Annotated in this window: 24 protein-coding genes and 1 tRNA gene; 18 read left to right on the top strand and 7 right to left on the bottom strand. The window is 65.2% G+C overall.

Annotation, left to right across the window (positions count from 1 at the left end; all coding sequences use genetic code 11):
* Positions 1-540 carry a molybdenum cofactor biosynthesis protein B gene (gene moaB / locus IAE40_RS11985; protein WP_054892415.1) on the bottom strand — a complete coding sequence of 180 codons (540 nt, stop codon included), beginning with the start codon at positions 538-540 and terminating at the stop codon, positions 1-3.
* A gap of 162 nt (positions 541-702) precedes the next feature.
* Here moaB and IAE40_RS11980 point away from each other — a divergent pair, with 162 nt between their 5' ends.
* Positions 703-924, top strand: coding sequence for a YgdI/YgdR family lipoprotein (locus IAE40_RS11980; RefSeq protein WP_054892416.1), 222 nt, complete (start codon positions 703-705; stop codon positions 922-924).
* Between the two features lie 81 nt (positions 925-1,005).
* Positions 1,006-1,082: transfer RNA gene (locus IAE40_RS11975), tRNA-Pro, on the top strand.
* A 56-nt stretch (positions 1,083-1,138) separates the two neighbouring features.
* Here IAE40_RS11975 and IAE40_RS11970 read toward each other — a convergent pair.
* The gene (locus tag IAE40_RS11970) at positions 1,139-2,908 is read right to left on the bottom strand and encodes an ABC transporter transmembrane domain-containing protein (RefSeq protein WP_200603226.1); all 1,770 of its coding nucleotides are present in this window, start codon (positions 2,906-2,908) and stop codon (positions 1,139-1,141) included.
* Between the two features lie 242 nt (positions 2,909-3,150).
* On the opposite strand from IAE40_RS11970, the gene IAE40_RS11965 reads away from it, so the two are divergent.
* Positions 3,151-3,324 carry a PA1571 family protein gene (locus tag IAE40_RS11965; protein ID WP_172964782.1) on the top strand — a complete coding sequence of 58 codons (174 nt, stop codon included), beginning with the start codon at positions 3,151-3,153 and terminating at the stop codon, positions 3,322-3,324.
* 217 nt (positions 3,325-3,541) lie between these two features.
* Positions 3,542-5,482, top strand: a complete 1,941-nt coding sequence (locus tag IAE40_RS11960) for a methyl-accepting chemotaxis protein (RefSeq protein ID WP_200603225.1) — start codon at positions 3,542-3,544, stop codon at positions 5,480-5,482.
* A 53-nt stretch (positions 5,483-5,535) separates the two neighbouring features.
* Here the strand turns inward: IAE40_RS11960 and IAE40_RS11955 are convergent, their stop codons facing one another.
* The 3 genes from IAE40_RS11955 to IAE40_RS11945 form a co-directional block, all read right to left on the bottom strand.
* Positions 5,536-6,846: an MFS transporter gene (locus tag IAE40_RS11955; RefSeq protein WP_151924087.1), complete on the bottom strand. Its 1,311-nt coding sequence runs from the start codon at positions 6,844-6,846 to the stop codon at positions 5,536-5,538.
* A gap of 54 nt (positions 6,847-6,900) precedes the next feature.
* A complete protein-coding gene (locus IAE40_RS11950) occupies positions 6,901-7,386 on the bottom strand; it encodes a histidine kinase (protein ID WP_200603224.1) in 486 nt (161 codons plus the stop codon).
* 153 nt (positions 7,387-7,539) lie between these two features.
* Positions 7,540-8,016 (bottom strand): sigma-70 family RNA polymerase sigma factor, encoded by a 477-nt coding sequence (locus IAE40_RS11945; RefSeq protein ID WP_054892480.1) that lies wholly within the window; start codon positions 8,014-8,016, stop codon positions 7,540-7,542.
* Between the two features lie 211 nt (positions 8,017-8,227).
* On the opposite strand from IAE40_RS11945, the gene IAE40_RS11940 reads away from it, so the two are divergent.
* Genes IAE40_RS11940 through IAE40_RS11930 form a run of 3 tightly spaced genes read left to right on the top strand, consistent with a single transcriptional unit; the run spans position 8,228 to position 12,769 of the window.
* Positions 8,228-9,406, top strand: coding sequence for an efflux RND transporter periplasmic adaptor subunit (locus tag IAE40_RS11940; protein ID WP_200603223.1), 1,179 nt, complete (start codon positions 8,228-8,230; stop codon positions 9,404-9,406).
* Positions 9,407-11,371: a MacB family efflux pump subunit gene (locus IAE40_RS11935; protein ID WP_200603222.1), complete on the top strand. Its 1,965-nt coding sequence runs from the start codon at positions 9,407-9,409 to the stop codon at positions 11,369-11,371.
* Between the two features lie 3 nt (positions 11,372-11,374).
* Positions 11,375-12,769: an efflux transporter outer membrane subunit gene (locus IAE40_RS11930; protein ID WP_200603221.1), complete on the top strand. Its 1,395-nt coding sequence runs from the start codon at positions 11,375-11,377 to the stop codon at positions 12,767-12,769.
* A gap of 96 nt (positions 12,770-12,865) precedes the next feature.
* On the opposite strand, the gene pvdP is transcribed toward IAE40_RS11930, so the two are convergent.
* Positions 12,866-14,488: a pyoverdine maturation tyrosinase PvdP gene (gene pvdP, locus IAE40_RS11925; RefSeq protein ID WP_200603220.1), complete on the bottom strand. Its 1,623-nt coding sequence runs from the start codon at positions 14,486-14,488 to the stop codon at positions 12,866-12,868.
* Between the two features lie 138 nt (positions 14,489-14,626).
* On the opposite strand from pvdP, the gene IAE40_RS11920 reads away from it, so the two are divergent.
* The 9 genes from IAE40_RS11920 (at position 14,627) to IAE40_RS11880 (ending at position 22,539) form a co-directional block, all read left to right on the top strand.
* A complete protein-coding gene (locus IAE40_RS11920; RefSeq protein ID WP_200603219.1) occupies positions 14,627-15,556 on the top strand; it encodes a siderophore-interacting protein in 930 nt (309 codons plus the stop codon).
* A 270-nt stretch (positions 15,557-15,826) separates the two neighbouring features.
* Positions 15,827-16,606, top strand: coding sequence for an ABC transporter substrate-binding protein (locus IAE40_RS11915; RefSeq protein ID WP_065861294.1), 780 nt, complete (start codon positions 15,827-15,829; stop codon positions 16,604-16,606).
* A gap of 94 nt (positions 16,607-16,700) precedes the next feature.
* A complete protein-coding gene (locus IAE40_RS11910; RefSeq protein WP_200603218.1) occupies positions 16,701-17,402 on the top strand; it encodes an ABC transporter permease in 702 nt (233 codons plus the stop codon).
* Entirely contained in the window at positions 17,399-18,112 is a 714-nt protein-coding gene (locus tag IAE40_RS11905) for an ABC transporter permease (protein ID WP_197892539.1), read from the top strand. Before IAE40_RS11910 ends, IAE40_RS11905 begins: the two co-directional genes overlap by 4 nt.
* Before the next feature lie 4 nt (positions 18,113-18,116).
* Entirely contained in the window at positions 18,117-18,932 is an 816-nt protein-coding gene (locus IAE40_RS11900; protein ID WP_232233559.1) for an ABC transporter ATP-binding protein, read from the top strand.
* Positions 18,933-18,943: 11 nt separating this feature from the next.
* Positions 18,944-19,438: an Lrp/AsnC family transcriptional regulator gene (locus IAE40_RS11895; protein WP_054892429.1), complete on the top strand. Its 495-nt coding sequence runs from the start codon at positions 18,944-18,946 to the stop codon at positions 19,436-19,438.
* Between the two features lie 300 nt (positions 19,439-19,738).
* Positions 19,739-21,049 carry a C4-dicarboxylate transporter DctA gene (locus tag IAE40_RS11890; RefSeq protein WP_054892430.1) on the top strand — a complete coding sequence of 437 codons (1,311 nt, stop codon included), beginning with the start codon at positions 19,739-19,741 and terminating at the stop codon, positions 21,047-21,049.
* 70 nt (positions 21,050-21,119) lie between these two features.
* Positions 21,120-21,827 (top strand): FadR/GntR family transcriptional regulator, encoded by a 708-nt coding sequence (locus tag IAE40_RS11885; RefSeq protein WP_200603217.1) that lies wholly within the window; start codon positions 21,120-21,122, stop codon positions 21,825-21,827.
* A gap of 16 nt (positions 21,828-21,843) precedes the next feature.
* Positions 21,844-22,539 carry a GntR family transcriptional regulator gene (locus IAE40_RS11880; RefSeq protein WP_054892432.1) on the top strand — a complete coding sequence of 232 codons (696 nt, stop codon included), beginning with the start codon at positions 21,844-21,846 and terminating at the stop codon, positions 22,537-22,539.
* Here the strand turns inward: IAE40_RS11880 and IAE40_RS11875 are convergent.
* Complete coding sequence (locus tag IAE40_RS11875; RefSeq protein WP_054892433.1) at positions 22,521-23,486, bottom strand: GlxA family transcriptional regulator; 966 nt, start codon at positions 23,484-23,486, stop codon at positions 22,521-22,523. The two genes, IAE40_RS11880 and IAE40_RS11875, sit on opposite strands and share 19 nt — an antisense overlap.
* Before the next feature lie 176 nt (positions 23,487-23,662).
* Between IAE40_RS11875 and IAE40_RS11870 the strand changes: the two genes are divergently transcribed.
* Together IAE40_RS11870 and IAE40_RS11865 are read left to right on the top strand one after the other, a co-directional pair.
* Complete coding sequence (locus tag IAE40_RS11870) at positions 23,663-24,304, top strand: HD domain-containing protein (RefSeq protein WP_200603216.1); 642 nt, start codon at positions 23,663-23,665, stop codon at positions 24,302-24,304.
* Positions 24,305-24,371: 67 nt separating this feature from the next.
* Positions 24,372-24,815, top strand: a complete 444-nt coding sequence (locus IAE40_RS11865; RefSeq protein ID WP_112897857.1) for a GNAT family N-acetyltransferase — start codon at positions 24,372-24,374, stop codon at positions 24,813-24,815.
* Positions 24,816-25,010 lie beyond the last annotated feature (195 nt).

Genomic DNA, 25,010 nt, shown 5'->3' with positions numbered 1-25,010 from the left:
TCAGCCACGGCTGTCACAGGCCTGCGCCTGCTTCAGGTGCGCGACGAAATTGCAGGGACGATGGCGGGCGTCGAGCTGCTCGGCGAGGATGCCGTCCCAGCCCGTGCGCACCGCGTTGGTCGAGCCGGGCAGGCAGCACACCAGGGTGCCGTTGGCCAGGCCCGCAAGGGCGCGGGACTGTACGGTGGACGTGCCGATGTCCGGCACCGAGATCTGCCGGAACAGCTCGCCGAAGCCATCGACTTGCTTGTCCAACAGGCAGGCGACGGCTTCGGGGGTGCTGTCGCGGCCAGTGAACCCGGTGCCGCCGGTGATCAGCACCACCTGTACCTGGTCGTCGGCGATCCAGGTGGCGACCTGGGCGCGGATCTTGTAGAGGTCATCCTTGAGCAGCACCCGCTCTGCAAGGCGGTGGCCTGCGGCGCTGAGGCGATCGACGAACATCTGCCCGGAGGTGTCGTTGTCGAAGGTACGGGTGTCGCTGACTGTCAGCACGGCAATGTTCAACGGCACGAAGGGGGTATCTGCCTTGGCTTTCATGAGGGTCCGTCGCAGGGGGAAAGAATGCGCCAGTTATATCACAGCGCAGCCTTGTTCTTGGTCAATGCCCGCTGATTGCCGCTATGCTCGACTATGCGAGGAACTTTGCAAGGACGCCTCGCGTCATAACGTCATCAAGCACCATCGCACTGGAGAAACACGATGATTCAACGGACAATTCCCGCCTTCATGCTCGCCCTGGGCCTGGCCACCCTCGCCGGTTGCGCTTCGCCAACCGTCATCACGTTGAACGACGGCCGCGAGATTCAGGCCGTGGACAAACCTTCCTATGACGAAGACTCCGGCTTCTACGAATTCGAACAACTCGATGGCAAGCGTACACGCATCAACAAGGATCAGATTCGCACCGTGAAAGAGCTCTGATCTGCACCTCGTTTTGAGCAAACGGCCTTTTAACAACAAGGGCTTGCGTTCAAAAATACGATGCAGTAGGATTTTCGAAATCGGAGTGTAGCGCAGCCAGGTAGCGCGTCTCGTTCGGGACGAGAAGGCCGCAGGTTCGAATCCTGTCTCTCCGACCAGATCCTTCGAAAAAGCCCGCCTAGTGCGGGCTTTTTCGTGCCTGGGTGATCGCCATTCAGGCGCTGCCTGCAGCGAATTGCAGCGCCGCCAACCTGGCATAGAGTGGGTTTTCCTCGACCAGTTGGCGATGACTGCCGACAGCAACCACCCTACCCTGGTCGATCACCGCAATGCGATCGGCATGCTGCACGGTCGCCAGCCTGTGGGCGATCACCAAGGTGGTACGCCCGGCCATCAACTGCGGCAAGGCCTGCTGGATCAGGTGCTCGCTCTGCGCGTCGAGCGCGCTGGTAGCCTCATCGAGCAGCAGCACCGGCGCATCCACCAGCAGCGCCCGGGCAATCGCCAGGCGCTGGCGCTGACCACCCGACAGGCCGACGCCACCCTCGCCCAGCGGCGTCTGGTAGCCCTGGGGCAATTGCTGGATGAATTCGTGAGCATGGGCACTGCGCGCCGCCGCCTCGACCTGGGAGGCACTCGCCTGCGGCCTTCCGTAGCGGATATTGGCCTCGACCGTACCACGAAACAGCGCTGGGTTCTGCGCCACCAGGGCGAACTGGCGACGCAGGTCGTCGGGGTCGAGCGCTGCAATCGGCTGTCCATCGAGCAGAATGCTACCGGACTGTGGGTCGTGAAAACGCAGCAGCAGGTCGAACAGCGTCGACTTGCCCGCCCCCGATGGCCCCACCAACGCCACGGTCTGCCCAGGTGCTATGACCAGGCTCAGGCCATCGATGGCAGCCACCGACGGGCGTGACGGATAGGCGAAGTGCACATCGCGCAACTCGATCTGCCCGCTGGCCCGTGCGCCGGGCAGTGTCGAGGGCTGCGACGGCGGTACGATCGCGCTGCTTGCCGCGAGCAACTCGGCAATACGCTCGGCGGCCCCGGCAGCCCGCTGCAACTCACCGATCACTTCGCTCAAGGTGCCCACGGCGCTGCCCACGATCAGGCTGTAGAACACGAACGCGGCCAGCTCGCCCCCGGAGATGCGCCCGGCGATCACATCCATGCCGCCCACCCAGAGCATCACGGCCACGGCGCCCAGGACCAGAACGATCACCACGGTGATCAACCACGCCCGCTGGGCAATGCGCCGGCGCGCCACATCGAAAGCCGCCTCGACGGTATCGGTGAACAACTGGCGATCATGGGCCTGGTGGTTGTAGGCCTGCACGGTCTTGATCTGCCCGAGCGTCTCGGCGACGTAGCTGCCGACGTCAGCGACCCTGTCCTGGCTCTGGCGTGACAGGCTGCGCACCCGGCGGCCGAACAGCAGGATCGGCGACAGCACCAGCGGCAGCGCCAGCACCACGATACTGGTCAACTTGGGATTGGTGACGAACAGCAACACCACCCCGCCCAGCACCATCAGCGCATTACGCAGGAACATCGACAGCGACGAGCCGATCACCGATTGCAGCAGCGTGGTATCAGCGGTCAGCCGCGACTGGATCTCCGAGCTGCGGTTATCCTCGAAGAACCCCGGATGCAGGCTGATCAAGTGATCGAACACCGCACGGCGGATATCGCCGACGCAACGCTCGCCAATCCACGACACCAGGTAGAAGCGGCTGAAGGTTCCAACCGCCAAGGCCAGCACCAGCACCATGAACAGCGCAATCGTCTGGTTGAGCTGGTGCGCAGAACCGGTCATGAAACCCTGATCCACCAGCAGGCGAATACCCTGGCCCATGGACAGGGTGATGGCTGCCGTGACGATCAGCGCCAGCAAGGCGAGCATGGCCTGTCGGCGATAGGGACGCACGAATTGCCAGGCCAGCCCCAAGGCGCGGCGCTGGCGGGAGGAAAGCGGATCGGACATGGCGCGGACCGGTGAGCGGGAAACCTGCAGACTACCATTCATCTGCCCGAGTGGAACGCCTGCAACCGCCGCGGGGTCGCAGTTCGGTAGGGCCAGTGGCTATAGCTTATCGATCTAACCTGTCACTGGAGCTTTACTGCACTTTCTGTTGCACTGTGCCTGTCGTGATACCGAAGGAGCTGTCACAGGTCAGTCACGGCGAGTGGTTACCCTGAGCTTGCAACCTGATGAGGAGACAGGAAATGAGCTTGCAACATAGCAGCGACACCGTAAAAAACGCCCAGCCCCCGAAACCGCAGGTGTGTGGCTCGATCATCGATGCCCAGGGCCGTGAGGTTCCGATCACCGAACAGATGATCCAGGAGGCCTGCAAGGAGCTCGAGCAGAGCCGGGTGGAGAAAGTCCGCAAGGCTTGAGAAGCCCATGAATCCCTTACAACCCGGCGCTTGCGCCGGGTTTTTCGTTTCCGCGCCCCGGGCAGGCCCGAGAATCCAAAACAATCATTTATTTTTTTGTACACGAAATATGCGCTAAAGATTTCACCGCGACGCGCCGAAACAGGATAAATAGCAGTTAGCCATCACGCGTGCGAAATGGCCCACTGCTTTTCACTCCCACGAATGGTTCGTCCCGATGAAGATAAAAAATAAGCTGGTGCTTGCGTTCGTATTGGTGGCTTTCATCCCGGTGGCCCTGGTCGGTGTGATTTCCGTGGTGAACATCCGCGCTGAGGCGGTGGATCAGTTCCTCGACGGCAGCACCCGCGAAATTCGCCAGATCGACGGCAACATGCGGCAGTTCTTCGACGGCACGCTGCAGAACGTGGAACAAATGGCGACGGATCCTGTATACACATCAGTGAGTACACTCAAGGATTACACCTCTGCCGACGCTGCCAGCCACCCCCTGCCTGCAGCCACCCAACAGGTCATCGACGCCTTTGCCCGCTACGGCGCCACTCATCCTGCGGCCGCCATCATCTCCATCGGCCTCGAAGATGGCACCTACGCCAAATGGCCGGATGACCCGAAACTGGCCAGCTACGATCCACGCGCACGCCCCTGGTACAAGGCCGCCATGGCCACCCCAGGCAAGACCGTGCGCACCGCCGCCTACTACTACGACAAGGACGACGTCGCCCTGGTCGGCACCGCGCGTACGCTCAACGATGCCAGCGGCAAGCCCAAGGGGGTGTTCGTGGTCAGCGTGTCGCTGAAGAACCTCACCGAGCTGGTCAAGAGCATCAAGCTGGGCAAGAGCGGCTACGTGATGCTGATCGAGAACGGCACCGTACTGGTTGATCCACGTGATGCCAGCCATGGCTTCAAGCAACTGAAGGACCTGGGCGAGCCCTACGCACAACTGGCAGCCACCGAGCAAGGATCCACCGAGGTGGTGATCAATGGTGTGCGCTACATGGCCAATGTCTGGACCTCGCCTGACCTGGGCTGGCGCTTCGTCGGCCTGATCGAGTACAGCGAAGTGATGGGCGCCGCCACCCACATGACCTACCTCACCGCCGTCATCGTGCTGGTGCTGGCACTGGTCTTCGCCCTGGTTGCAGCCGCGTTCTCGCGGGTCATCGTCAAGCCTATCGGCCAGGTCAGCACGGGCTTGCAGCAGATCGCCCAGGGCGAAGGCGACCTGCGCCAGGACCTGGTGATCCAGGGCAAGGACGAAACCGCCGAGCTGGCCGGCTGGTTCAACAAGTTCCTCGCGGCGATCCGCCAACTCATCCAGCACATCGGCGCCGCCTCGGGCAACCTGCACGAGGCATCGCGGGCCAACAGCGAACTGGCCGGCAACATGAACGAAGCCGCCGGGCGCCAGCGTGAAGCCGTGGAACTGGTGTCCACCGCCTTCAACGAGATGGTCGCCACCGCCAACGAGGTCGCGCGGTCCTGCAGCAGCGCAGCCGACGCCGCAGAGAACGGCCATCACCGCGTCGCCGAGGGTAAGCAGCAGATCGAGTTGACCACCGACAACGTCAATCGCCTGGGTAGCCGCCTGAGCGAGTCGTCGCAGGCGATGGTCGAGCTCGAGGAAGGCAGCCGCAACATCAACCAGATCCTCGGCACCATCCGCGCCATCGCCGAACAAACCAACCTGCTGGCACTGAACGCAGCGATCGAGGCTGCCCGTGCCGGTGACCAGGGCCGCGGTTTCGCCGTGGTCGCCGATGAAGTGCGGGCGCTGGCCAAGCGTACCGCCGACTCCACCGGCGAGATCGACCAATTGCTCAACACCCTGGGCAACAAGACCCAGGAGGTGTCGCAGAAGATGGAAAGCTGCCTGGACCTGTCGCGGGCCAGCGTGTCGTCGATCGCACGTGCGCGGGACAGCTTCGAGGGTATCCAGCTGTCGGTGAACGAGATCCGCGATCAGAACCTGCAGATCTCGGCGGCTGCCGAAGAGCAGCACAGCGTGGCCGAAGAGATCAACCGGCACATCCAGCAGATCTACGACGAGGCAAGGCTGGTGGAAGGCCTGGCCAGCTCGGCGCAATCGGACTCGGGCAGGCTGTCGCAGCTATCGGAAGAGTTGAACGGGCTGGTCGGGCGCTTCAAGTCCTGACCCTCCTTGTGGGGCGCCGGTTCGGCGCCCCGACGTGCCGCGCGCCTGCACACTCAACAACCGACCGCACGCTCCTCGGCACACAGGGGCGTGGCCTGGGCGTAGAAGACACTGGTCAAGGCCCCGACCACGCCCATGATCAGGCAGAACCCGACGCACACCCAGGGGCTCCACGGCATCAGCGCGATCAGCGCCAAGGGCGTGGTGCTCGCCCAAAGGGCATAGGCCAGGTTGTAGGTGAAGGAAATCCCCGACACCCGGATCTGCGCGGGGAACAGCCCGACCATCACCGATGGCACCACCCCCACCACGCCACACGACAACCCGGCTAACGCATAAGCCGCCCAGGTCCAGCCCCACTGCCCTACCAGGCTGGCATACAGCACGCCGATCCCCAGCGGCAGCAACAGGCTGTAGATCGTCACCGCGCGCCAGGCGCCGATGCGGTCGACCAGCAGCCCCGCCAGTACGCAACCGATATTGAGAAAGACGATACCCACACTGCTGAGCGCGAAGGTATGCCCGGCGTCGATCCCGAAGCGCTGCTGCATGACCGTCGGGGTGATCACCACCAGCACCACCACCGCAGAGGTCAACACGCACGTCAGCAACGCGGCCGGGATCAGCGAAGCGCGGTGGCCGGTGAGCACCGTGCGCAGCGGAAATGCCACGGGCGGCGCCTGCCGCTCACGCAGGGCAAGAAACACTGGCGTCTCGCTCAGCCAACGGCGCAGCCAGACACCGAACACGCCGAACACCCCACCGAGCAGGAAGGGATAACGCCAGGCGAAGTCGAGGATTTCCTGTGGGGTGTAGAGCCGCGCCAGCAAGGTGGCGACCAGCGCGCCAAGCAGGTAACCGAAGGTCAGCCCCGCCTGCAGGAAGCCCAGGGCGTAGCCGCGACGCCCAGGCGGTGCGTGCTCGGCCACGAAGGTCCAGGCGCTGGGCACCTCGCCGCCGACCGCAGCACCCTGCAGGATACGCAGGGCCAGCAGCAGCAGAGGAGCGGCGTAGCCGATGTCGGCGTAGGTCGGCATGACTCCGATCAGCAGGCACGGCAGGGCCATCATCAGGATGCTCAGGCTGAACACGCGCTTGCGCCCAAGATGGTCGGCGAAGTGCGCCATGAGGATGCCGCCCAGAGGGCGTGCCAGGTAGCCGGTGACGAAGATCCCGAAGCTCTGCAGCAGGCGCAGCCACTCCGGCATCTGTGGCGGGAAGAACAGCTGGCTCAGGGTCAGGGCGAAGAACACGAAGATGATGAAATCGTAGATCTCCAGCGCGCCGCCAAGGGCCGCAAGGCCCAGGGTACGGTGATCGCCGCGGCTGAAACGAGGCGCGCGGGCGGTATCGATGGCAGTCATTTCTGGGTTCCGCAGATCGGCAAAGGGCAAGAGGATAGCAAAAGCCGATGCGTCTCAGCTGGAACGGCTGAAAGCGGTGTGCGAGAAGCTCATCCGCCGCCAGGAGCAGCCTGCACCGCCAGCGAGCGCCGACGGCAGCGCAACCTGCCCCAGCAACTGCGGGGTGTCGATGATCGCCATGAACGATTCCAGTGCCTCGCTATCGGGCACTTTGGGCAGGCTGACACTGACCGCCTGGCGTTCGCTCTGCGCGACGCTCGGCACTTTCAGATGCTGGGAGTGGTACAGCAGCACATGCTGGATCTGCGGACTGACGCGGCAGAAGCGGGCCAGATCGACGCCGGCATGGCTGCCCAGTTCGATATTGCCCACCAACAGCTGGAACGGGTGCAACGCGCTCTGCACCAGGCGCTGCAGGTCTTCGAAGCTTTCCACCGGGGCGATCCGGTAGTAGCCCAAGCCATTGAGCATGCGTTCCAGCTGCAGGCGCTGAGCGGGATGCTCGTCGGCGATGAGGATACGCATGGACTTGTTCGGCATGGTCCGGACCCTGGCGGCAAGGTGGTCAGAGACACTGCCTGGCCTTGCTGCGCCTGTGCGGGCAATGACGGGTCTCTTTCTTGATAGTTGTCGGGAACCGACGATAAATCAAGGCGCTGCACAGGGATTTTTCACCCCTGTTTCACGCGCTTTTCACTGCTCCCACTGACGCATGCGCAGGCGACAGTGCTTCATGGCATTGACGATGTGCTTTTCCACCACGCTCTGCGAAACCCCGAGGCGCTCGGCGATCTGCGGATGCGACAGACCCTCGAGCTTGCGCAGCAGGAAGCTCTCGCGGCACGGCGCACTCAACTCGTCCAGTGCGCGCCGAACCATCTCCAGGCGCTCATCGAGGTGCAGCAGCTGGGACGGTGCCGGACTGTGCCAGCGCTCGTCGCTGTCCAGCACTTCAAGCGGCTCGGACTGGCGCACCGACTGACGCCGGTGCCGGTCGATCACCAGGTTCAGTGCCGTGCGGTAGAGGAAGGAACGGGGTCGCTCGATCGGCGGGTGACCGCCGCGCTCGAGCAGGCGCAGGCAGGCGTCATGGGCAACATCTTCTGCCGCGTGCCGGCTGCCCAGACGCGAGGAGAGGAAACTCACCAGTTCGCGATAGTAATGTTCCACCACGGCCCTTGCCTCTCCCGTTGGGCAACGTCAATGCGATTGAAAATACGCATCAGTGATATCAGCGTGTCATCTTACAAATTACAACCATTCTCAGCAACACACCCTCTCACCTGCGGCTAAATCCATTTCCCCAGTGTTCGTCTAACTGTGACCTCCGTGCGTGCCCTGCAAGGCGCGACACGCCCTTCATCCCTGGCTGGAAGTCTGCATGAGACGTACATCCACACTCCGTCGCCGCCTCGTTCTCGGCGGCCTGGGCCTGACCGCGCTGGGCAGCCTGCTGGCCTGGAAAGCCCTGCCGTTCGGCACTCTGCCGGTCAGCACCGTGCAGGTCACCCGCGGCGACATCGAAAGCAGCGTCACCGCCCTTGGCACCCTGCAGCCTCGTCGCTATGTGGATGTCGGCGCCCAGGCCTCCGGGCAGATTCGCAAACTGCACGTGGAAGCCGGCGATGAAGTGCGCAAGGGCCAACTGCTGGTGGAGATCGACCCCTCCACTCAACAGGCCCGCCTGGACGCCGGCCGCTACTCGATCGAGAACCTCAAGGCCCAGCTTGCCGAACAGCGTGCCCAGTATCTGCTGGCCCAACAGCAGTTTCAGCGCCAGCACGACCTGGCCAGGGCCGGCGCGACCCGCCAGGAGGATGTCCAGCAGGCCCAGGCGCAGCTCAAGGTGACCCAGGCACGCATCGACATGTACCAGGCGCAGATCCGCCAGGCCCAGGCCAGCCTGCGCAGCGACGAGGCAGAACTCGGCTATACGCGGATCTACGCACCGATGGACGGCACCGTGGTGGCGGTGGACGCGCGCGAAGGCCAGACCCTCAACGCCCAGCAGCAGACCCCGCTGATCCTGCGCATTGCCCGCCTGTCGCCGATGACCGTCTGGGCCCAGGTTTCGGAGGCCGACATTGGCCAGGTCAAGCCTGGCATGACCGCCTACTTCACGACACTGGCCGGTGGCAAACGCCGCTGGACCAGCACCGTGCGCCAGATCCTGCCGATCCCACCCAAGCCGCTCGACCAGACCAGCCAGGGCGGCGGCAGCCCGGCCAGCGCCAGCAGCGGCACCACCGGCAGCAAGGTGGTGCAGTACACGGTACTGCTCGACGTGGAAAACCCTGACGGCGCACTGATGGCCGAGATGACCACCCAGGTGTTCTTCGTCGCAGGCCAGGCCAGCCAGGTGCTCACCGCGCCGCTGGCGGCGCTGGACGACGCGCCCACCGAAGGCATGCGCCTGGCGCAGGTCCTGAACCGTAACGGCAAAGTCGAACAGCGCCAGGTACGCACCGGCTTGAGCGATCGCCTGCGGGTACAGATCCTCGACGGCCTGAGCGAAGGCGAGCAACTGGTCATCGGCGCACCACGCGCCAGCGGAGGCTGAATGAACGCACCGCTGATCGAGCTCGATGACATCCACAAGGTCTACGGCGGCATCGACTCGCCCGAGGTCCAGGTGCTGCGTGGTATCAGCCTGAGCATCCAGCCTGGCGAGTTCGTCGCCATCGTCGGCGCCTCCGGGTCCGGCAAATCCACCCTGATGAACATCCTGGGCTGCCTCGACCGCCCCTCAAGAGGCAGCTATCGCTTCGCTGGCCGTGACGTCGCCGAACTCGACAGCGACGAACTGGCCTGGCTGCGCCGCGAGGCCTTCGGTTTCGTGTTCCAGGGCTATCACCTGATTCCCTCAGGCTCGGCCCAGGAGAACGTCGAGATGCCGGCGATCTACGCCGGTACACCTGCAGCCGAACGCCATGCGCGCGCCGCCGCGCTGCTCGAACGCCTGGGCCTGGCCAGCCGCACCGGCAACCGCCCGCACCAGTTGTCCGGGGGCCAGCAGCAACGGGTATCGATCGCCCGGGCACTGATGAATGGCGGCCACATCATTCTCGCCGACGAACCCACCGGCGCCCTCGACAGCCACAGCGGCGCCGAGGTCATGACCCTGCTGGACGAACTGGCCAGCCAAGGTCACGTGATCATCCTCATCACCCACGACCGTGAGGTGGCGGCGCGGGCGCGGCGGATCATCGAGATCCGCGACGGTGCGATCATCAGCGACTCGGCCGCCGATCGCTCGCCCGCTGCGCCCACACCTGGCTTGCAGGCCGATGATCTGCGCCAGCGTCTGGACCGCGGCGCCAGCCTGCGCGGCGCCTGGAAAGGCGAGTTGGTCGAATCGTTGCAGGCCGCCTGGCGGGTCATGTGGATCAACCGCTTCCGCACTGCCCTGACCCTGCTCGGCATCGTTATCGGCGTGGCCTCGGTGGTGGTGATGCTCGCCGTCGGCGAAGGCAGCAAGCGCCAGGTGATGGCGCAGATGGCCGCCTTCGGCTCCAACATCCTCTACCTGAGCGGCAAGCACGCCACCGCCCGCGAAGCGGCGGGCCTGGTCTCCCTCGACGACGTTGCCGCCATCGCCGGCCTGCCCCAGGTGCAGCGCATCATGCCGGTGATCGGTGGCGAGCTGATGGTTCGCCACGGCAACAACAACCAGTCGTTCTATGTGGGGGGCAACAACACCGAATTCCCGCACATCCTCAACTGGCCGGTGGTCGAAGGCAGCCTGTTCACCGACGCCGACGAGCGCAGCGGCGCCGCCGTGGCGGTGATCGGCCAGAAGGTCAAGGAAAAGCTCCTGCCCCCCGGTAGCAATCCGCTGGGCCAGTACCTGCTGATCGAGAACGTGCCCTTCCAGATCGTCGGCGTGCTCGCGGCCAAAGGCGCAAGCTCCGGCAACCAGGACAGCGACGAGCGCATCGTGGTGCCCTACTCGGCCGCCTCCATGCGCCTGTTCGGCAAGCACGATCCCGAATACGTGATCATCACCGCTGCCGACTCCAGCCGGGTCTCGGAGACCGAAGCGGCCATCGCCCACCTGATGCGCAAGCGTCATCAGGGCAAGCAGGATTTCGACCTGACCAACGACGCGGCGCTGATCCAGGCCGAGGCGCGCACCCAGAACAGCCTGTCGCTGATGCTCGGCGCGATTGCCGCCATCTCGCTGTTGGTCGGCGGCATCGGGGTGATGAACATCATGCTCATGACCGTGCGTGAACGTACCCGCGAGATCGGTATCCGCATGGCCACCGGCGCTCGCCAGCGCGACATCCTGCGCCAGTTCCTCACCGAGGCGGTGATGCTGTCGATGGTCGGCGGCGTGACCGGCATCGCCCTGGCCCTGACCATCGGCGGTGCGCTGCTGCTGGCCGATATCGCCGTGGCCTTCGCCCTGCCCGCCATCCTCGGCGCCTTTGCCTGCGCCGTGATCACCGGTGTCGTGTTCGGCTTCATGCCGGCGCGCAAAGCCGCCCGACTCGACCCGGTCAAAGCCCTTACCAGCGTGTAGCCCATGACATTGCCAAGCCGCATCAGCCTGTTGACCCTGAGCCTCTGCCTCGCCGCCTGCAACAGCACACCGCCGCCGCAGGCCGACATCACGCCACCGCCCACCTGGCAAGGCGCCACCGACACCCACCAGGCGCTGCCGGACAGCGCCTGGTGGCAGGCGTTCGCCAGCCGCGAACTGGATCGCCTGATCGGGCGCGCCCGCAGCAACAGCCACGACCTGGCGGCCGCTGCCGCACGGGTGCGCCAGGCCCAGGCCCGCGCCGTGATCGCCGGAGCGCCGTTGTTGCCCGAACTGCAATTGGGGGTGGACGGCAGCCGCCAACGCCTGCTGCGCGGCGACGGTAACGACCAGCTCGACGCCACCAGCAGCGAACGCACCAGTACCGCCTTCGCCACGCGCCTGAGCGCCAGTTACGAAATCGATTTCTGGGGCGGCCTGCGCGCCGCCCGCGACAGTGCATTGCGCAACCTCGACGCCAGCCGATTCGACCGCCAGACGGTCGAGCTCACCTTGTTCAGCGCTGTCGCCGACAGCTACCTGCAAGGGCTGGCATTGCAAGAGCAGCGGCGTATCGCCCGGCTCAACCTGGACAACGCGCGCGATGTCCTGCGCCTGGTCGAAGCCCGTGAACGCTCCGGTTCGGCGACCCGGTTGGAACTGGCCCAGCAACGCGGCCTGGTCGCCGCCCAGGAGCGCCAGGTGCCGTTGCTGGAGCAACAGTGGCAGGACAACCGCGTCACACTCGCCACCCTGCTCGGTGACCCGGTGCAGAGCCTGGGTACCAGCCAGGAGTCGATCAGTGCACTGAACTGGCCAGGCATCGGCAGCGGCGTACCCAGTGCACTGCTCAGTCGCCGCCCGGACATCGCCGCCGCCGAGGCACGCCTGGCGGCGGCCAGCGCCGACGTGCAGGTCGCCAGGGCCGCCATGCTGCCGCGCGTGGTACTGGGCGCCGACCTGGGCAGTGGCGCCCGAACCTTCGCCAACGTGCTCGACAGCCCCTTCTATACCCTCACCACCGCCCTCACCGCGCCCATCTTCGACCGAGGCCGACGCGGCGCCGAACGTGACCAGGCCAAGGCGCGCCAGGAAGAATTGCTGGAAAATTATCGCGCTCAGATCGTGGCGGGATTTGCCGACGTGGAAAAGGCGCTCAATGCGATCGACGGCGTCGACCGGCAACGCCAGTGGCAGGATCAGGAAGTGGAACAGGCGCGCATCGCCTTCAGCCTCGCCGAACAGCGCTATGCGTCGGGGGCCGAAACCTTGCTGACGGTACTGGAAACGCAGCGCACCCTGTACCTGGCTGAAGACCAGCAGGCGCAGCTGCGCCTGGCCAGGTTGCTGGGGAGCGTGGCGCTGTACAAGGCGTTGGGCGGGGGATGGAGGCTCTGAGGTCAGCCCGTCGGCGCGGGTTGTCTTCTTCGCGGGCAAGTCGCAGCGGCGAACCGCCGCTGAGACTTGCGCGCGATAAGCACGACTCGGTGTTACTCAGGAAAGAATATTTTTCATCGACAGGTTACGCGCGTACCAAGGCCGACGCGGCACCCGCCGCAGCAGGTCGGCGATGCCGTCCTCCTCGCCGAAGGTGATACGCAGCGCAAGCTTCATCACCTCGACATCCATCTCCACCGTCTTGCCCGGACGAATACCCGGCGTGGTGCTGCACCCATGCGTGTCCGGCCCCAGCCAGGGGTCGGCGACTTCCACCCAAGGGCCCGGCGCGAACCACTTCACACCATTGACCTGCAGGCGCCGCACCTGGCCCGGGTGATAGCGCTCATGGGCGCGATACCAGTCTTCGATCCGGTCGTCGATCCAGCCGTGGAAACCCCAGAACACCGGGTGTACGTGAGAGGAAAACGGATCGCCCAGGAAGTCGTTCTCGCGGCCGAACCAGCGCCCGGCGAAATCCGACGGGTCGCGCGCAAAGGGCACCGGTGCACTGTTGGACGGGTCCCGGGGGACCGAGGCCCAGCACATGTGCAGCCAGTCGTGCAGGTTCATCTCCACTTCCGAGCCGAAGGTACCCAGGCTCAACTTCGACAGGTACTGCGGGTCCTGGTACTGCGATTCCCAGACCTGGAAATTGCTGCAGAACGTCTCCCCGGCCTTGATCGCCGACACCCACTGGCCATACTCGTCGTCGCCCGGCGCTTGCCAGGGCGGCGGCACGCAGCAGCCGTCGTGGTTGTCGTAATAGCGGGCAAAACCCTGCCGGTCGAACTCGACATTGGGCTGCGGCAGCGGAAAGCGCTGCCAGGAGGGCAGGTCCTGCAGGGCGCGTGCAGCATCGAGCATGTGCCGGTGCATGAACAGAAAGTCCACGCCCGAACCATTGCGGTGCTTGCGCGGCCCGCGGGCATCGCGTTCGCGGTCCCGCGGCCCTGGCTGCCAACCCAGGCCGCGCAACGCATTGCGCTTGTCTTCGGGAATCTTGTGCCACTGATCGCGGGTCGCATGCCAGAGCTGGTGGAAAAGGCGGTGCTCGGGGCTGATGACCCAGGCCTGCATGGCCGGGGTATAGGGCAGGCGCTCACGCGCCTCTGGGAACAGGCGCTTGACGGCAACGAAACGGCTGTCCTCCACCGGCAAGGTCAAGGGCCGGTCCAGGCGCTGCAAGCGGCCGCTGAGGGTGCCGCTGCCGGCGTTGGCGAACTCGCCCCAGACCTCGTCGAGGCTGGCCACGCACTCATAGCCCGGCCCGCCTTTCTCACTGAGCAGACACCAGCGCACCTGGGCAGACGACGCGCCGACCAGATCGCCCAGCACCCGGTAGGCGGCGGGCCCATCAGCCCGCAGGCGCTCGCCGGTATCGACGAAACCGCGCAGGCCACGGCCTTTGGTGGCGACGTCGAAGAACACTTCGACCCCCTCACGCGGCAGGCCTTCAAGGCCGCCATCGGCGCCTTCGAAACGGATATCCCAGACACCGCGCAAATGGTCGGCCAGCAGTTGCCCGGCAAGGTCGGCAAGCTCGACGCTGGCCTCGCCCGGGGTGACGATGTCGTCTTCAGGGTCGTGGGTCAGCTCCTTGTGCGCATAGTAGGCGGCGGTACCCGCGGCCCCCGCCACTGCCAGGCCTGCGATGAATCCTCGTCGGGAAATGGTCATTGCGCCTCTATCCGTTCCAGCCATGCTGCGGCTTCTATCCAAGCTAGAACGTACGCTGGCGGGCAAAATTTACCGGGGCTAATTCACCGCAGGTGGCACTCGTTCCTTCAGAAGACTCCTTGCCAGCAGAGGCTGCCGATGACCTCCTTCCTGTCGCGCCTGATACGCCCGCATCGCGCCAGCGCCTACCGGATCTTCGATGTCGAACTCAAGACCATCGTGCCTTTGAGCCCTTCGCTGTGTCGCTTCGTCTTCACCGGCGAAGACATCGGGCAGATGACCACCCTGGCGCCGGACCAGCGCATCAAGTTGTTTTTCCCCTCCCCTGACGGCCAGCCGCCACGACTCCCCCAGCACGAGAAATGGCAGCAGGCACGGCGCGACCTCCCGGCGGAGCAGACGCCCCCAATGCGCACCTACACGTTGCGCGCGCTGCGGCGCGAGCAGCATGAGGTGGAGGTGGATTTCGTCCTGCATGGGATCAATGGCCCCGCCTCGGCCTGGGCGACCCATGCGCGTCCCGGTGATCGGCTGCAGATGGTTGCACCGAACCTCGCCTATGACGGCGACCCCGGCGGTTATGAGTGGAAGCCCCCACGCGAGGCACGGCAGATTCTGCTGGTAGGCGACGAGACCGCGCTGCCGGCGATCGCCGGGGCGCTCGAACAGTTGGCCGACACCCGCCCGCACCTGGCGGTCGAAGCCTTTATCGAGGTTCCCCTGGAGCTCGACTGCCTTGACCTGCACCATGGCCCGGCCACCCGGGTGCACTGGCTGCCCCGCGACGTGCTGGCCTGCGATCACGGCCAAGGCATGCTGCACGCGATACACGAACTTGCCACGCTGCCGAACGCGACAGCGCCCCGCAACGCCGAGCTCGAGGAGGTCGACATCGACCAGCGCCTCTGGGAGCTGGCCAGCGACCAGGCCGCCGCCTTTCACGCCTGGATCGCCGGCGAGTCAGCGACGGTGATGGAGATCCGCCGCTACCTGATCAAAGAGCGTGGCCTGGCACGCGACAGCCTGACGCTGATGGGCTACTGGCGGGCCGGGCGCACCCTGGAATAGCGCCGACCGAATAGCGACGACCAGGATCGCACCCGCCCTATTTCCGGGCCCACCCACCAAAACCGCTGTCGCACATCTGTAAATCGATGTCATGACAGCGGATTCCGCCGTCGCTCCGCCGTTAACGACCGAATCCGGTCTCCAGCACCCGCACAAACGACACAAAAAAACCCTCTGCCTCGCGCATCCTGACCCCGACTCCAGAGTCACGGACAGACCTACGCACTTGCGCCGCCCTACAACCAATAACAACACCCAGGGACCACACCTATGCTCTCCATGCGAAAACGCTTCGGCGTCCTGCTGTTCTCGCTGTGTGCCACTGCCGTCCAGGCCAAGGAATGGACAGAAATCCGCTTCGGCGTCTTCCCCGAATACCCACCCTTCGAATCCGTCGCCGCCGATGGCAGCCTGCAAGGCTTCGACATCGAGCTGGGCAATGCCATCTGCGCCAAGCTGCAGGTCAAGTGCACCTGGGTGCACAACGAGTTCGACGGCATGATCCCGGCGCTGCGTGCGCGCAAGTTCGACGCCATCATGTCATCGATGGCGGTCACGCCCGCGCGCCTGAAGCAGATCGATTTCACCGACCGTCTGTTCCTCAGCCCCACCTCGGTAGTGGCGCGCAAGTCCGCCACCTTCGGCGACACCCCCGAGTCGCTCAAGGGCAAGCAGGTTGGCGTGCTGCAGGGTTCGCTGCAGGAAGCCTACGCCCGCGCCGTGCTGACCCCGCTCGGCGCGCAGGTCAAGGCCTACCAGTCCCAGGACCAGAACTACGCCGACCTGCAGAACGGTCGTCTCGACGCTACCGTCACCGACCGCCTCGAAGCCCAGCTGAATTTCCTCTCCAAGCCTGAGGGCGCCGATTTCAAGAGCGGCCCGGCGATCAAGGACCCAAGCCTGCCGCTGGACATCGCCATGGGCCTGCGCAAGACCGATCCAGAGCTCAAGGCCCTGCTCGACAAGGGTATCGCGGCGATCCACGCCGATGGCACCTACGCCGAAATCCAGAAGAAGTACGTGGGCGACCTGGACATCTACAACGAGTGATCGTCGCTGCCAGCGCTGGCCCCGACTTGCCCGCGAAGCGGCCAGCGCCGACAGCTTCGATCCCCAAGCCATCCCGTCGCACGAGACCCCTCTCATGAACGACTTGCTTTCTTTGCAAGGCTTCGGCCCGTTGCTGGCCCAAGGCACCTGGATGACCCTGAAGCTGGCATTCCTGTCGTTGCTGCTCAGCCTGCTGCTCGGCCTGGTCGGCGCCAGCGCCAAGCTGTCGCACTCCAAGGTGCTGCGTATCCCGGCCACCCTCTACACCACACTGATCCGCAGCGTCCCGGACCTGGTGCTGATCCTGTTGCTGTTCTACAGCATGCAGATCTGGCTAAACGACCTCACCGAAGCACTGGGTTGGGACTACGTGGAGATCGACCCCTTCGGCGCCGGCGTGCTGACCCTGGGCTTCATCTACGGCGCCTACTTCACCGAGAACTTTCGCGGCGCGATCCTCAGCGTGCCAGCGGGTCAACTGGAGGCAGCCACCGCCTACGGCCTGAGCCGTGCCCAGCGCTTTCGCCTGGTGCTGTTCCCGCAACTGATGCGTTTCGCCCTACCGGGCCTTGGCAACAACTGGCTCGTGTTGCTCAAGTCCACTGCACTGGTGTCGATCATCGGCCTGGCCGACCTGGTCAAGGCCGCGCAGAACGCCGGCAAGACCACCAATGACATGCTGTTCTTCCTGTGCGTGGCCGGGTTGGTCTACCTGCTGATCACCACCCTTTCCAATCGTCTGTTCAAGCACCTTGAGCGGCGCTACAACACCGGCGTGCGGGGACTGGCACGATGATCGAACTCCTTCAGCAATACGGCATCGCCTATCTGTACAACGATGGCAGTGGCCTGTCGGGCCTGGCCATGACGCTGTGGTTGTTCCTGGCGAGCATGGTCCTGGGTTTCGTCCTTTCGCTACCCCTGGCGCTGGCGCGGGTGTCGCGCCACAGCTGGCTGCGCGTGCCGGTGCAGGTGTACACCTTCGTGTTCCGCGGCACACCGCTCTATATCCAGTTGCTGATCTGCTACACAGGCCTCTACAGCCTGGAGGTGGTACGCGAACACGCGGTGCTCGACCAGTTCTTGCGCAACGCACTCAACTGCACCCTGCTTGCGTTCGTGCTCAACACCTGCGCCTACACCGTGGAGATCTTCGCCGGGGCGATCCGCAACCTGCCCGCCGGCGAACTGGAGGCGGCCCAGGCCTATGGCCTGCGCGGATGGAAGCTGAACCTGTTCCTGGTACTGCCGGCGGCCCTGCGCCGCTCGCTGCCGGCCTACAGCAACGAGCTGATCCTCATGCTGCATGCCACCTCGCTGGCCTTCACCGCCACCGTCGCCGACATCCTCAAGGTGGCGCGCGACGCCAACGCCGCGACCTTCCTGACCTTCCAGGCCTTCGGCGTGGCTGCGCTGCTGTACATGTTGCTGTCCTTCGCCCTGGTCGGCCTGTTCCGACTCGCCGAGCGCCGCTGGATGCGCTTCCTTGATCCCGTACGAGGCTGATTCCATGACCGCCACCGCACTGCCTTTGAACTTCGAACACGCGCCCTCCACCCAGGCCCATGCGAGCGCGATCAAGCTCAGCGTCGACGGCCTGCACAAGCACTACGGCGAGCACCAGGTGCTCAAGGGCGTATCGCTGCAAGCCCGCAAGGGCGACGTGATCAGCCTGATCGGCGCCAGTGGCTCGGGCAAGAGCACCTTCCTGCGCTGCATCAACTTCCTCGAACAGCCCGATGCCGGCAGCATCACCCTCGACGGCCAGACCCTGCAGATCCGCCCCGGCACCCGCACACCGCCACCTGCACAACTGCAGAACCTGCGCACACGCCTGGCGATGGTGTTCCAGCATTTCAACCTGTGGAGCCACCTGACCGTGCTGGAAAACATCTGCCTGGCGCCGCGCAAGGTACTGGGCATCAGTGCCGCCGAGGCCCAGGCACGAGCGCGCACCTATCTGGACAAGGTCGGCCTGCCCGCGCGCGCCGCCGAGCAATACCCTGCATTCCTCTCCGGCGGCCAACAGCAGCGGGTGGCGATCGCCCGCGCACTGGCCATGGAGCCGGAGATCATCCTGTTCGACGAACCGACCTCGGCGCTCGACCCCGAGCTGGTCGGCGAAGTGCTCAAGGTGATACAGACGCTCGCCGAGGAAGGACGTACCATGCTCATGGTCACCCACGAGATGGGCTTTGCCCGCCAGGTGTCCAGCCAGGTGCTGTTCCTGCACCAGGGACTGGTGGAGGAGCACGGCAGTGCCGACATCCTGGACCACCCGCAGAGCGCGCGGCTGCAACAGTTTCTCTCAAACCGTTTGAAGTGAAGTCACGCCGTATGGATAGCAAGGCCACCCGCTCCCCCGCCAACCCGCCGCTGGACCGCATCGATGAAGCGATCATCGATGTGCTGCGCCACCACGGCAGGATCACCTACGAGAAGCTCTCGACCCTCGTGCACCTCACGCCCAGGCCTTGCCTTGAGCGGGTGCGCAAGCTGGAGCGCCGAGGTGTGATCCGCGGCTACGGTGCGATCATCGACCTGCAGCAGGTGTCGCCTGGCCTGTCGCTGCTGGTCCTGGTGGCCTTGTCCAACCAGAGCGGGCGTTCCGCCCAGCGCGCCTTCGAGGCCACCGTGCGGGCCTGCCCGCAGGTCTATGAATGCCAGCTGATCAGCGGCCATTTCGACTACAGCCTGCGCATGCGCTGCCGCGACATGGAGCACTACCGGGTGCTGACCGAAGCCTGGATGAACGACGACGAACTGCATATCGACAAGCTGGTCGCCCACCCGGAACTGGCGTCGGTCAAGAGCCTCGCACCACAAGCTTGACCCCTTCAAAATCCCCCATTCGCTGATATCGGGCCGCCCGTCGGCCCGGTATCCAGCGACGCCGCACCCGTCAAAATTTATTTTCCCTTCCAACACCCCGCGCAGAGCGCCTGCAGTGCACTCGCCTGAAACTGGTCAGACCGGTAAGTCCAAAAGCCCTTGCCAAGCTCGGAAATTCGCGCTTACATTTACCCCGCACTGGACAAACCGGTAAGACCACAATAATTAAGTCCTGCGCTCTTTCGCCCGCCATCCCCTGGCGTGCATCGAAGCAGGGACACCGAATCAGAGATCCCTCCCATGCTCAAATGGTGCTCGCGTTCGATCTTCCTCCAAGTTGTCCTGGGCCTAGCCCTGGGCGTTATCTGCGGTCTCAGCTTTCCCGAAGTTTCCCTGCAGCTCAAACCCCTCGGTGACGGCTTCATCAAGCTGATCAAGATGCTCATCGGCATCATCGTGTTCTGCGTGGTGGTCAGCGGCATCTCCGGCGCGGGCGACCTGAAGAAGGTCGGACGCATCGGCCTGAAGTCGGTGATCTACTTCGAAATCCTCACCACCATCGCCCTGGTCATCGGCCTGGTGCTGGCCTTCTCCACCGGCATTGGTCAAGGTGCCAACATCCACCTCGACCAGCTCTCCAGCGCCGATGCCGGCGCCCTGGCCGATCGCGGTGCGCACATCCACGGCGCCACGGCGTTCTTCATGGAGCTGATCCCGACCTCGGTGATCGGTGCCTTCGCCGACAACAACATCCTCCAGGTCCTGCTGTTCGCCGTGCTGTTCGGCAGTGCACTGAACCTGGTCGGCGAGTCAGCCTCGGGCATCTCGCGCCTGATCAACGAACTCAGCCATGTGATCTTCCGCATCATGGGCATGATCGTGCGCCTGGCGCCGATCGGCGTGTTCGGCGCCATCGCCTTCACCACCAGCAAGTACGGCCTGGAATCGCTGCAGCACCTGGGCGGGCTGGTGGCGCTGTTCTACATCACCTGTGCAGGCTTCGTGCTGCTGATCCTGGGCACGGTAATGCGCGTGTCGGGCCTGAAGCTGATCCCGTTCATCAAGTACCTGCGCGAGGAACTGACCATCGTCCTCGGCACCGCCTCCTCCGACGCCGTACTGCCACAGGTGATGCGCAAGCTCGAACACCTGGGGATCGGCAGTTCCACCGTGGGACTGGTGATTCCGACCGGCTACTCGTTCAACCTGGACGGTTTCTCGATCTACCTCACCCTGGCCATCGTGTTCATCGCCAACGCCACCGGCACGCCGCTGGCCATGACCGACCTGCTGACCATCCTGCTGGTGTCGCTGGTCACCTCCAAGGGCGCCCACGGCATCCCGGGCTCGGCGCTGGTGATCCTGGCCGCCACCCTGACCGCTGTGCCGGCGATCCCGGTGGTCGGCCTGGTGCTGGTGCTGGCCGTGGACTGGTTCATGGGCATCGGCCGGGCACTGACCAACCTGATCGGCAACTGTGTCGCCACCGTGGCCATCGCCCGTTGGGAGAAGGACATCGACATGGAGCGCGCCAACAACGTGCTGGCCGGCAAGCCCGGCTTCGCACCGGTAGCGCGCAAACCGGGCCAGGCCCATCAGCAGGAATTCTGACCGTGCCAGGGCCGGCGTTCAGCGCCGGCCCACAGGCGCCGAGACTCAGGTTTCAATCAGGGAGCGAACCGTGATCAGCTCATCGACCGTCGTCAACTCCGTGGTGGAAAAGCTGCGCAAGGCCCTGGCCCGCGGCCAGTGGCGCAGCGGCGAAATGCTGCCAGGCCAGCGCGAGCTGGCCGAACAATTGGGCATCAGCCGCCCCAGCCTGCGTGAAGCGGTGACCGTACTGGAAACCCTCGGGCTGGTGCGTTCGATGCCTGGCAAAGGTGTGCTGGTGCTGGACGCCGACGCCACGCTGGTACAAAGCACCGATAGCGTCGGCGCTGCCAGCCTGGCCGATGTGCTGGAGCTGCGCTACACCCTCGAGCCCTTCATCGCCGGGCTGGTCGCGCAATCGGCGGGCAACCAGGACATCGGTCAGCTGCGCCTGACCCTGATGGACCTGCGCGAAGCCGTTGACGCCTGCAACAGCGAGGCAGGCGTAGCCGCCTACATCGCCTTTCACGAGGCGCTGTTCGCACTGACCACCAATCCGATCTTCCAGAGCGTGGTGCAGCAGACCAGCAACGCGCTCAAGCAGAGCGCGGCCATGCTGCGCGACTCCCCCGAACACCTTGCCGCACGGCTCGACGAGAACGAGGCGGTGGTGCGCGCCATCCGCGCACGCAACAGCGCCCAGGCCAGCGCCCAGATGCGCCGGCACATCCTTGCCGAGGGCCAGCGCATGGGCATCGAACTGAATATCCCGGACGACCATCCGGACCCGCATCTTTGACGTCAGGAGAGCGATCATGACCGCCTTCGCCCACGCCGACCCGTGCCTGCCCCAGTTGATCAAGACCGGCGAAGGCCGCCTGGGAGCCGAACAGATCTACCCGCGCCTGTTCGACGCCATCCTCGAACAGCGCCTGCCACCTGGCAGCGCCCTGCCCGAGCAAGCGCTGGGCAATGCCTTCGGCGTCAGCCGCACAGTGATCCGCCGGGTGCTCGGGCGCCTGGCCGACCAGCAGGTGGTGGTGCAGCGCCCCAGCCACACCGCACACCTGGCCGCGCCCGATCCACAGCAGGCGCGCCAGGTGCTCAGTGCACGGCGCCTGGCTGAAACCACACTGATCGGCCTGGCCACCCAGCGCGCGCGTCCGGGGCAGATCCGCCAACTGCGCCAACTGGTCGAGCGCGAGCGCCTGCACCACGAACGCGGCGAGCGCTGCACGGCCATCCGTCTGGGCGGCGAATTCCACCTCAAGCTTGCGCAGATGGCCAACAACGCACCCTTGGCGCGCTTTCTCAATGGCCTGGTGCCGATGACCTCGCTGATCATCGCCCGCTACGAGTCGCCCTGCTGCGAGCACTGCGCCTGGGAAGAGCACGCGGCAATCATCGACGCGGTGGAAGATGGCGACAGCACCGCGGCGCTGGCGTTGATGCACCAGCACCTGGACCGCCTCGAAGCCAAGCTCGACCTCGATCAGAGCGTGCGCGCGTAACGTTTGCGGTAGTCCGCCGGGGTGACCCCGACATGCCGCACGAAGGCGCGGCGCAGGGTGTCGACATTGGCGAAGCCACACAAGGCGGCCACCTGCTTGGGCGGCTCGCGTCCGCCCTCGAGGCGCTCACGGGCGGCATTGACCCGTGCCAGTTCCACCCAGGCGGCCGGGGTCATGCCCACATCGGCCTGGAACAGCCGGGCGAAGTGCCGCGGGCTGAGACCCGCCCGCTGCGCCAGGCTGGCGATGCTGTGATCCTCGGCCGGATTGGCGGCCACATAGCGCTGCAGCCCCTGCAACACAGAGCGCCCGACCGGCGACGAGGCGCCCTGGCGACTGAACTGCAATTGCCCGCCCGGACGCTTGAAGTACATCACCAACTGCCCTGCCACCTGCTTGGCGAGCTCTCGCCCCAGGTCTTCCTCCACCAGGCTCAACGCCAGGTCCAGCCCGGACGTCACCCCTGCCGCAGTGCGCACCTTGCCGTCATGGACCTGGATCGCATCGGCGTCCACCTGCACCTCGGGATAGCGCTCGGCCAAGGCCTCGGCGACCGCCCAGTGCGTGGTGATGCGTCGGCCATCGAGCAGGCCGGCAGCCGCCAGGGCGAAGGCGCCAGTACAGACTGATCCGTAGCGTCGACAACTGGCGGCGCGCCCCCGCAGCCAGTCGAGGATGCCGCTACGCAGGTGCTGGCTGGCCGCCTGTGGCGTACCGGCGATCAGCAGGGTGTCGATGGGCTCGTGGGTGTCGCCGATCCAGCCATCGGGCAGCAGGCGTGCGCCGGACGAACTGACCAGCGGGCCGGGCTCGCAGGCCAGCAGGCGCAGGCGATAGACCTCGCGACCGGCCTGGCGGTTGGCCTCGGCGAAAACATCGAGCGGGCCGCTGGCGTCGAGCAACTGGACGCCGGGCATGGCAAGGATGGCGAGGGTCAGCGAGGGCATCTGGAGATCCTGTAGGCGCGCAAAGGGTGGGTAGCGACAGCATAAAACCCCGGCCGACCCCATGCGCAGGCCATGTCTGTCGCAGACCGACAATGGCAGGATATGGCGCATAACGTCAATTGAGGACAATCACTCGCCCCGCCACACTGACTCCACCACCACACCAGGAGTCACCCATGTCCACCTCCATCGCCGGTATCCAGGTGCCTGACAGCGCCATGGCCCGTGAAATCACCGAACTGGTCCGCGACACCGCCTCGCCGCTGCTGTTCCACCACTCCAGCCGGGTGTTCTACTTCGCCGCCCTGGCCGGCAAGCGCCTGGGTCTGAAGTTCGACAGCGAACTGCTGTACTGCGGCTGCATGTTCCACGATATGGGCCTGACCCATCAGCACAGCAGCGACTGCTGCCGCTTCGAGGTCGACGGCGCCAACGCCGCCCGCGACTTCCTCAAGGGCCATGGCATCGCCGAACGCGACATCGAGCGGGTCTGGACCGCCATCGCCCTGCACACCACACCGGGTATTCCCGAGTTCATGCACCCGCTGATCGCACTGGTGACCGCCGGTGTCGAGACCGACGTCCTCGGCCTGCACCACGAGGGGCTGAGCGCCACCGAGCGCGACGCCGTGGTCCAGGTCCACCCTCGCGGCGAGCAGTTCAAGGAAGCGATCATCCAGGCCTTCTACGATGGCATCCGCCACAAGCCGCAGACCACCTTCGGCAACGTCAAGGGCGATGTCATCGCCGACAAGGAACCGGGTTTCCATCCCGGCAACTTCTGCAGCGTGATCCGCCAGTCCTGCTGGCCGAGCTGAGGCCTCGCTGGCCAAGGCTTGCCGGGCGCCTTACCATGCGCCCGGCAATTACACGCCAGGAGGTCTTATGCAACACACCATCGCGCCAGTCGGCGCAGAGCAGTTCGAGCGACTGACCGAACTGTGGGAAGCCTCGGTGCGGGCCACGCACGATTTTCTTCCCGAAGGCTACATCGAACGCCTGCGCCCGCTGGTACGCGACCAGTACCTGGGCTTCGTCCAGCTGCGCGCCGCGTACGATGAACAGGGGCAGATCCTCGGCTTCGCCGGGGTACACGAGGGCAAGCTGGAGATGCTCTTCGTCGATCCGATCTACCGCGGCCAGGGCATCGGCAAGACGCTGTTGGCTGACGTCGTCGCCGAACTGGGCGTACGCGAGGTCGATGTCAACGAACAGAACCCGCAGGCCGTGGGTTTCTACCTCAGCCAGGGCTTCGTCCAGACCGGACGCAGCGAAGTCGATGGCCAGGGCGATCCGTATCCGCTGCTGCATCTGAAACGCGAGGGCTGAACATGGCTTTCGCACTGCAAAAAGGGGCCGCTCTGCGGCCCTTCCCGCTCCTATAATCAGAAGACCTCATCCAGCCTCTACCCAGGGAGGCTACCAGCGTGAACCCGCGCATTCCCCTCTTGCTGCTGTGCCTGCTGCTGGCCCTGGCTGGCTGTGCCGGCAAACGCACCTCACCCGCCCCGCCCCCGGCCACGC

Source organism: Pseudomonas sp. S44 (assembly GCF_016624805.1).
Lineage (GTDB): Bacteria > Pseudomonadota > Gammaproteobacteria > Pseudomonadales > Pseudomonadaceae > Aquipseudomonas > Aquipseudomonas machongensis.
The sequence above is the reverse complement of the archived record's forward strand: the minus strand, read 5'-3'. Positions and strand labels throughout refer to the sequence as shown.

Coding starts and splice junctions, on each gene's coding strand:
- moaB (WP_054892415.1), bottom strand. CDS start 540: ATGAAAGCCAAGGCAGATACCCCCTTCGTGCCGTTGAACATTGCCGTG.
- IAE40_RS11980 (WP_054892416.1), top strand. CDS start 703: ATGATTCAACGGACAATTCCCGCCTTCATGCTCGCCCTGGGCCTGGCC.
- IAE40_RS11970 (WP_200603226.1), bottom strand. CDS start 2,908: ATGTCCGATCCGCTTTCCTCCCGCCAGCGCCGCGCCTTGGGGCTGGCC.
- IAE40_RS11965 (WP_172964782.1), top strand. CDS start 3,151: ATGAGCTTGCAACATAGCAGCGACACCGTAAAAAACGCCCAGCCCCCG.
- IAE40_RS11960 (WP_200603225.1), top strand. CDS start 3,542: ATGAAGATAAAAAATAAGCTGGTGCTTGCGTTCGTATTGGTGGCTTTC.
- IAE40_RS11955 (WP_151924087.1), bottom strand. CDS start 6,846: ATGACTGCCATCGATACCGCCCGCGCGCCTCGTTTCAGCCGCGGCGAT.
- IAE40_RS11950 (WP_200603224.1), bottom strand. CDS start 7,386: ATGCCGAACAAGTCCATGCGTATCCTCATCGCCGACGAGCATCCCGCT.
- IAE40_RS11940 (WP_200603223.1), top strand. CDS start 8,228: ATGAGACGTACATCCACACTCCGTCGCCGCCTCGTTCTCGGCGGCCTG.
- IAE40_RS11935 (WP_200603222.1), top strand. CDS start 9,407: ATGAACGCACCGCTGATCGAGCTCGATGACATCCACAAGGTCTACGGC.
- IAE40_RS11930 (WP_200603221.1), top strand. CDS start 11,375: ATGACATTGCCAAGCCGCATCAGCCTGTTGACCCTGAGCCTCTGCCTC.
- pvdP (WP_200603220.1), bottom strand. CDS start 14,488: ATGACCATTTCCCGACGAGGATTCATCGCAGGCCTGGCAGTGGCGGGG.
- IAE40_RS11920 (WP_200603219.1), top strand. CDS start 14,627: ATGACCTCCTTCCTGTCGCGCCTGATACGCCCGCATCGCGCCAGCGCC.
- IAE40_RS11915 (WP_065861294.1), top strand. CDS start 15,827: ATGCTCTCCATGCGAAAACGCTTCGGCGTCCTGCTGTTCTCGCTGTGT.
- IAE40_RS11910 (WP_200603218.1), top strand. CDS start 16,701: ATGAACGACTTGCTTTCTTTGCAAGGCTTCGGCCCGTTGCTGGCCCAA.
- IAE40_RS11905 (WP_197892539.1), top strand. CDS start 17,399: ATGATCGAACTCCTTCAGCAATACGGCATCGCCTATCTGTACAACGAT.
- IAE40_RS11900 (WP_232233559.1), top strand. CDS start 18,117: ATGACCGCCACCGCACTGCCTTTGAACTTCGAACACGCGCCCTCCACC.
- IAE40_RS11895 (WP_054892429.1), top strand. CDS start 18,944: ATGGATAGCAAGGCCACCCGCTCCCCCGCCAACCCGCCGCTGGACCGC.
- IAE40_RS11890 (WP_054892430.1), top strand. CDS start 19,739: ATGCTCAAATGGTGCTCGCGTTCGATCTTCCTCCAAGTTGTCCTGGGC.
- IAE40_RS11880 (WP_054892432.1), top strand. CDS start 21,844: ATGACCGCCTTCGCCCACGCCGACCCGTGCCTGCCCCAGTTGATCAAG.
- IAE40_RS11875 (WP_054892433.1), bottom strand. CDS start 23,486: ATGCCCTCGCTGACCCTCGCCATCCTTGCCATGCCCGGCGTCCAGTTG.
- IAE40_RS11870 (WP_200603216.1), top strand. CDS start 23,663: ATGTCCACCTCCATCGCCGGTATCCAGGTGCCTGACAGCGCCATGGCC.
- IAE40_RS11865 (WP_112897857.1), top strand. CDS start 24,372: ATGCAACACACCATCGCGCCAGTCGGCGCAGAGCAGTTCGAGCGACTG.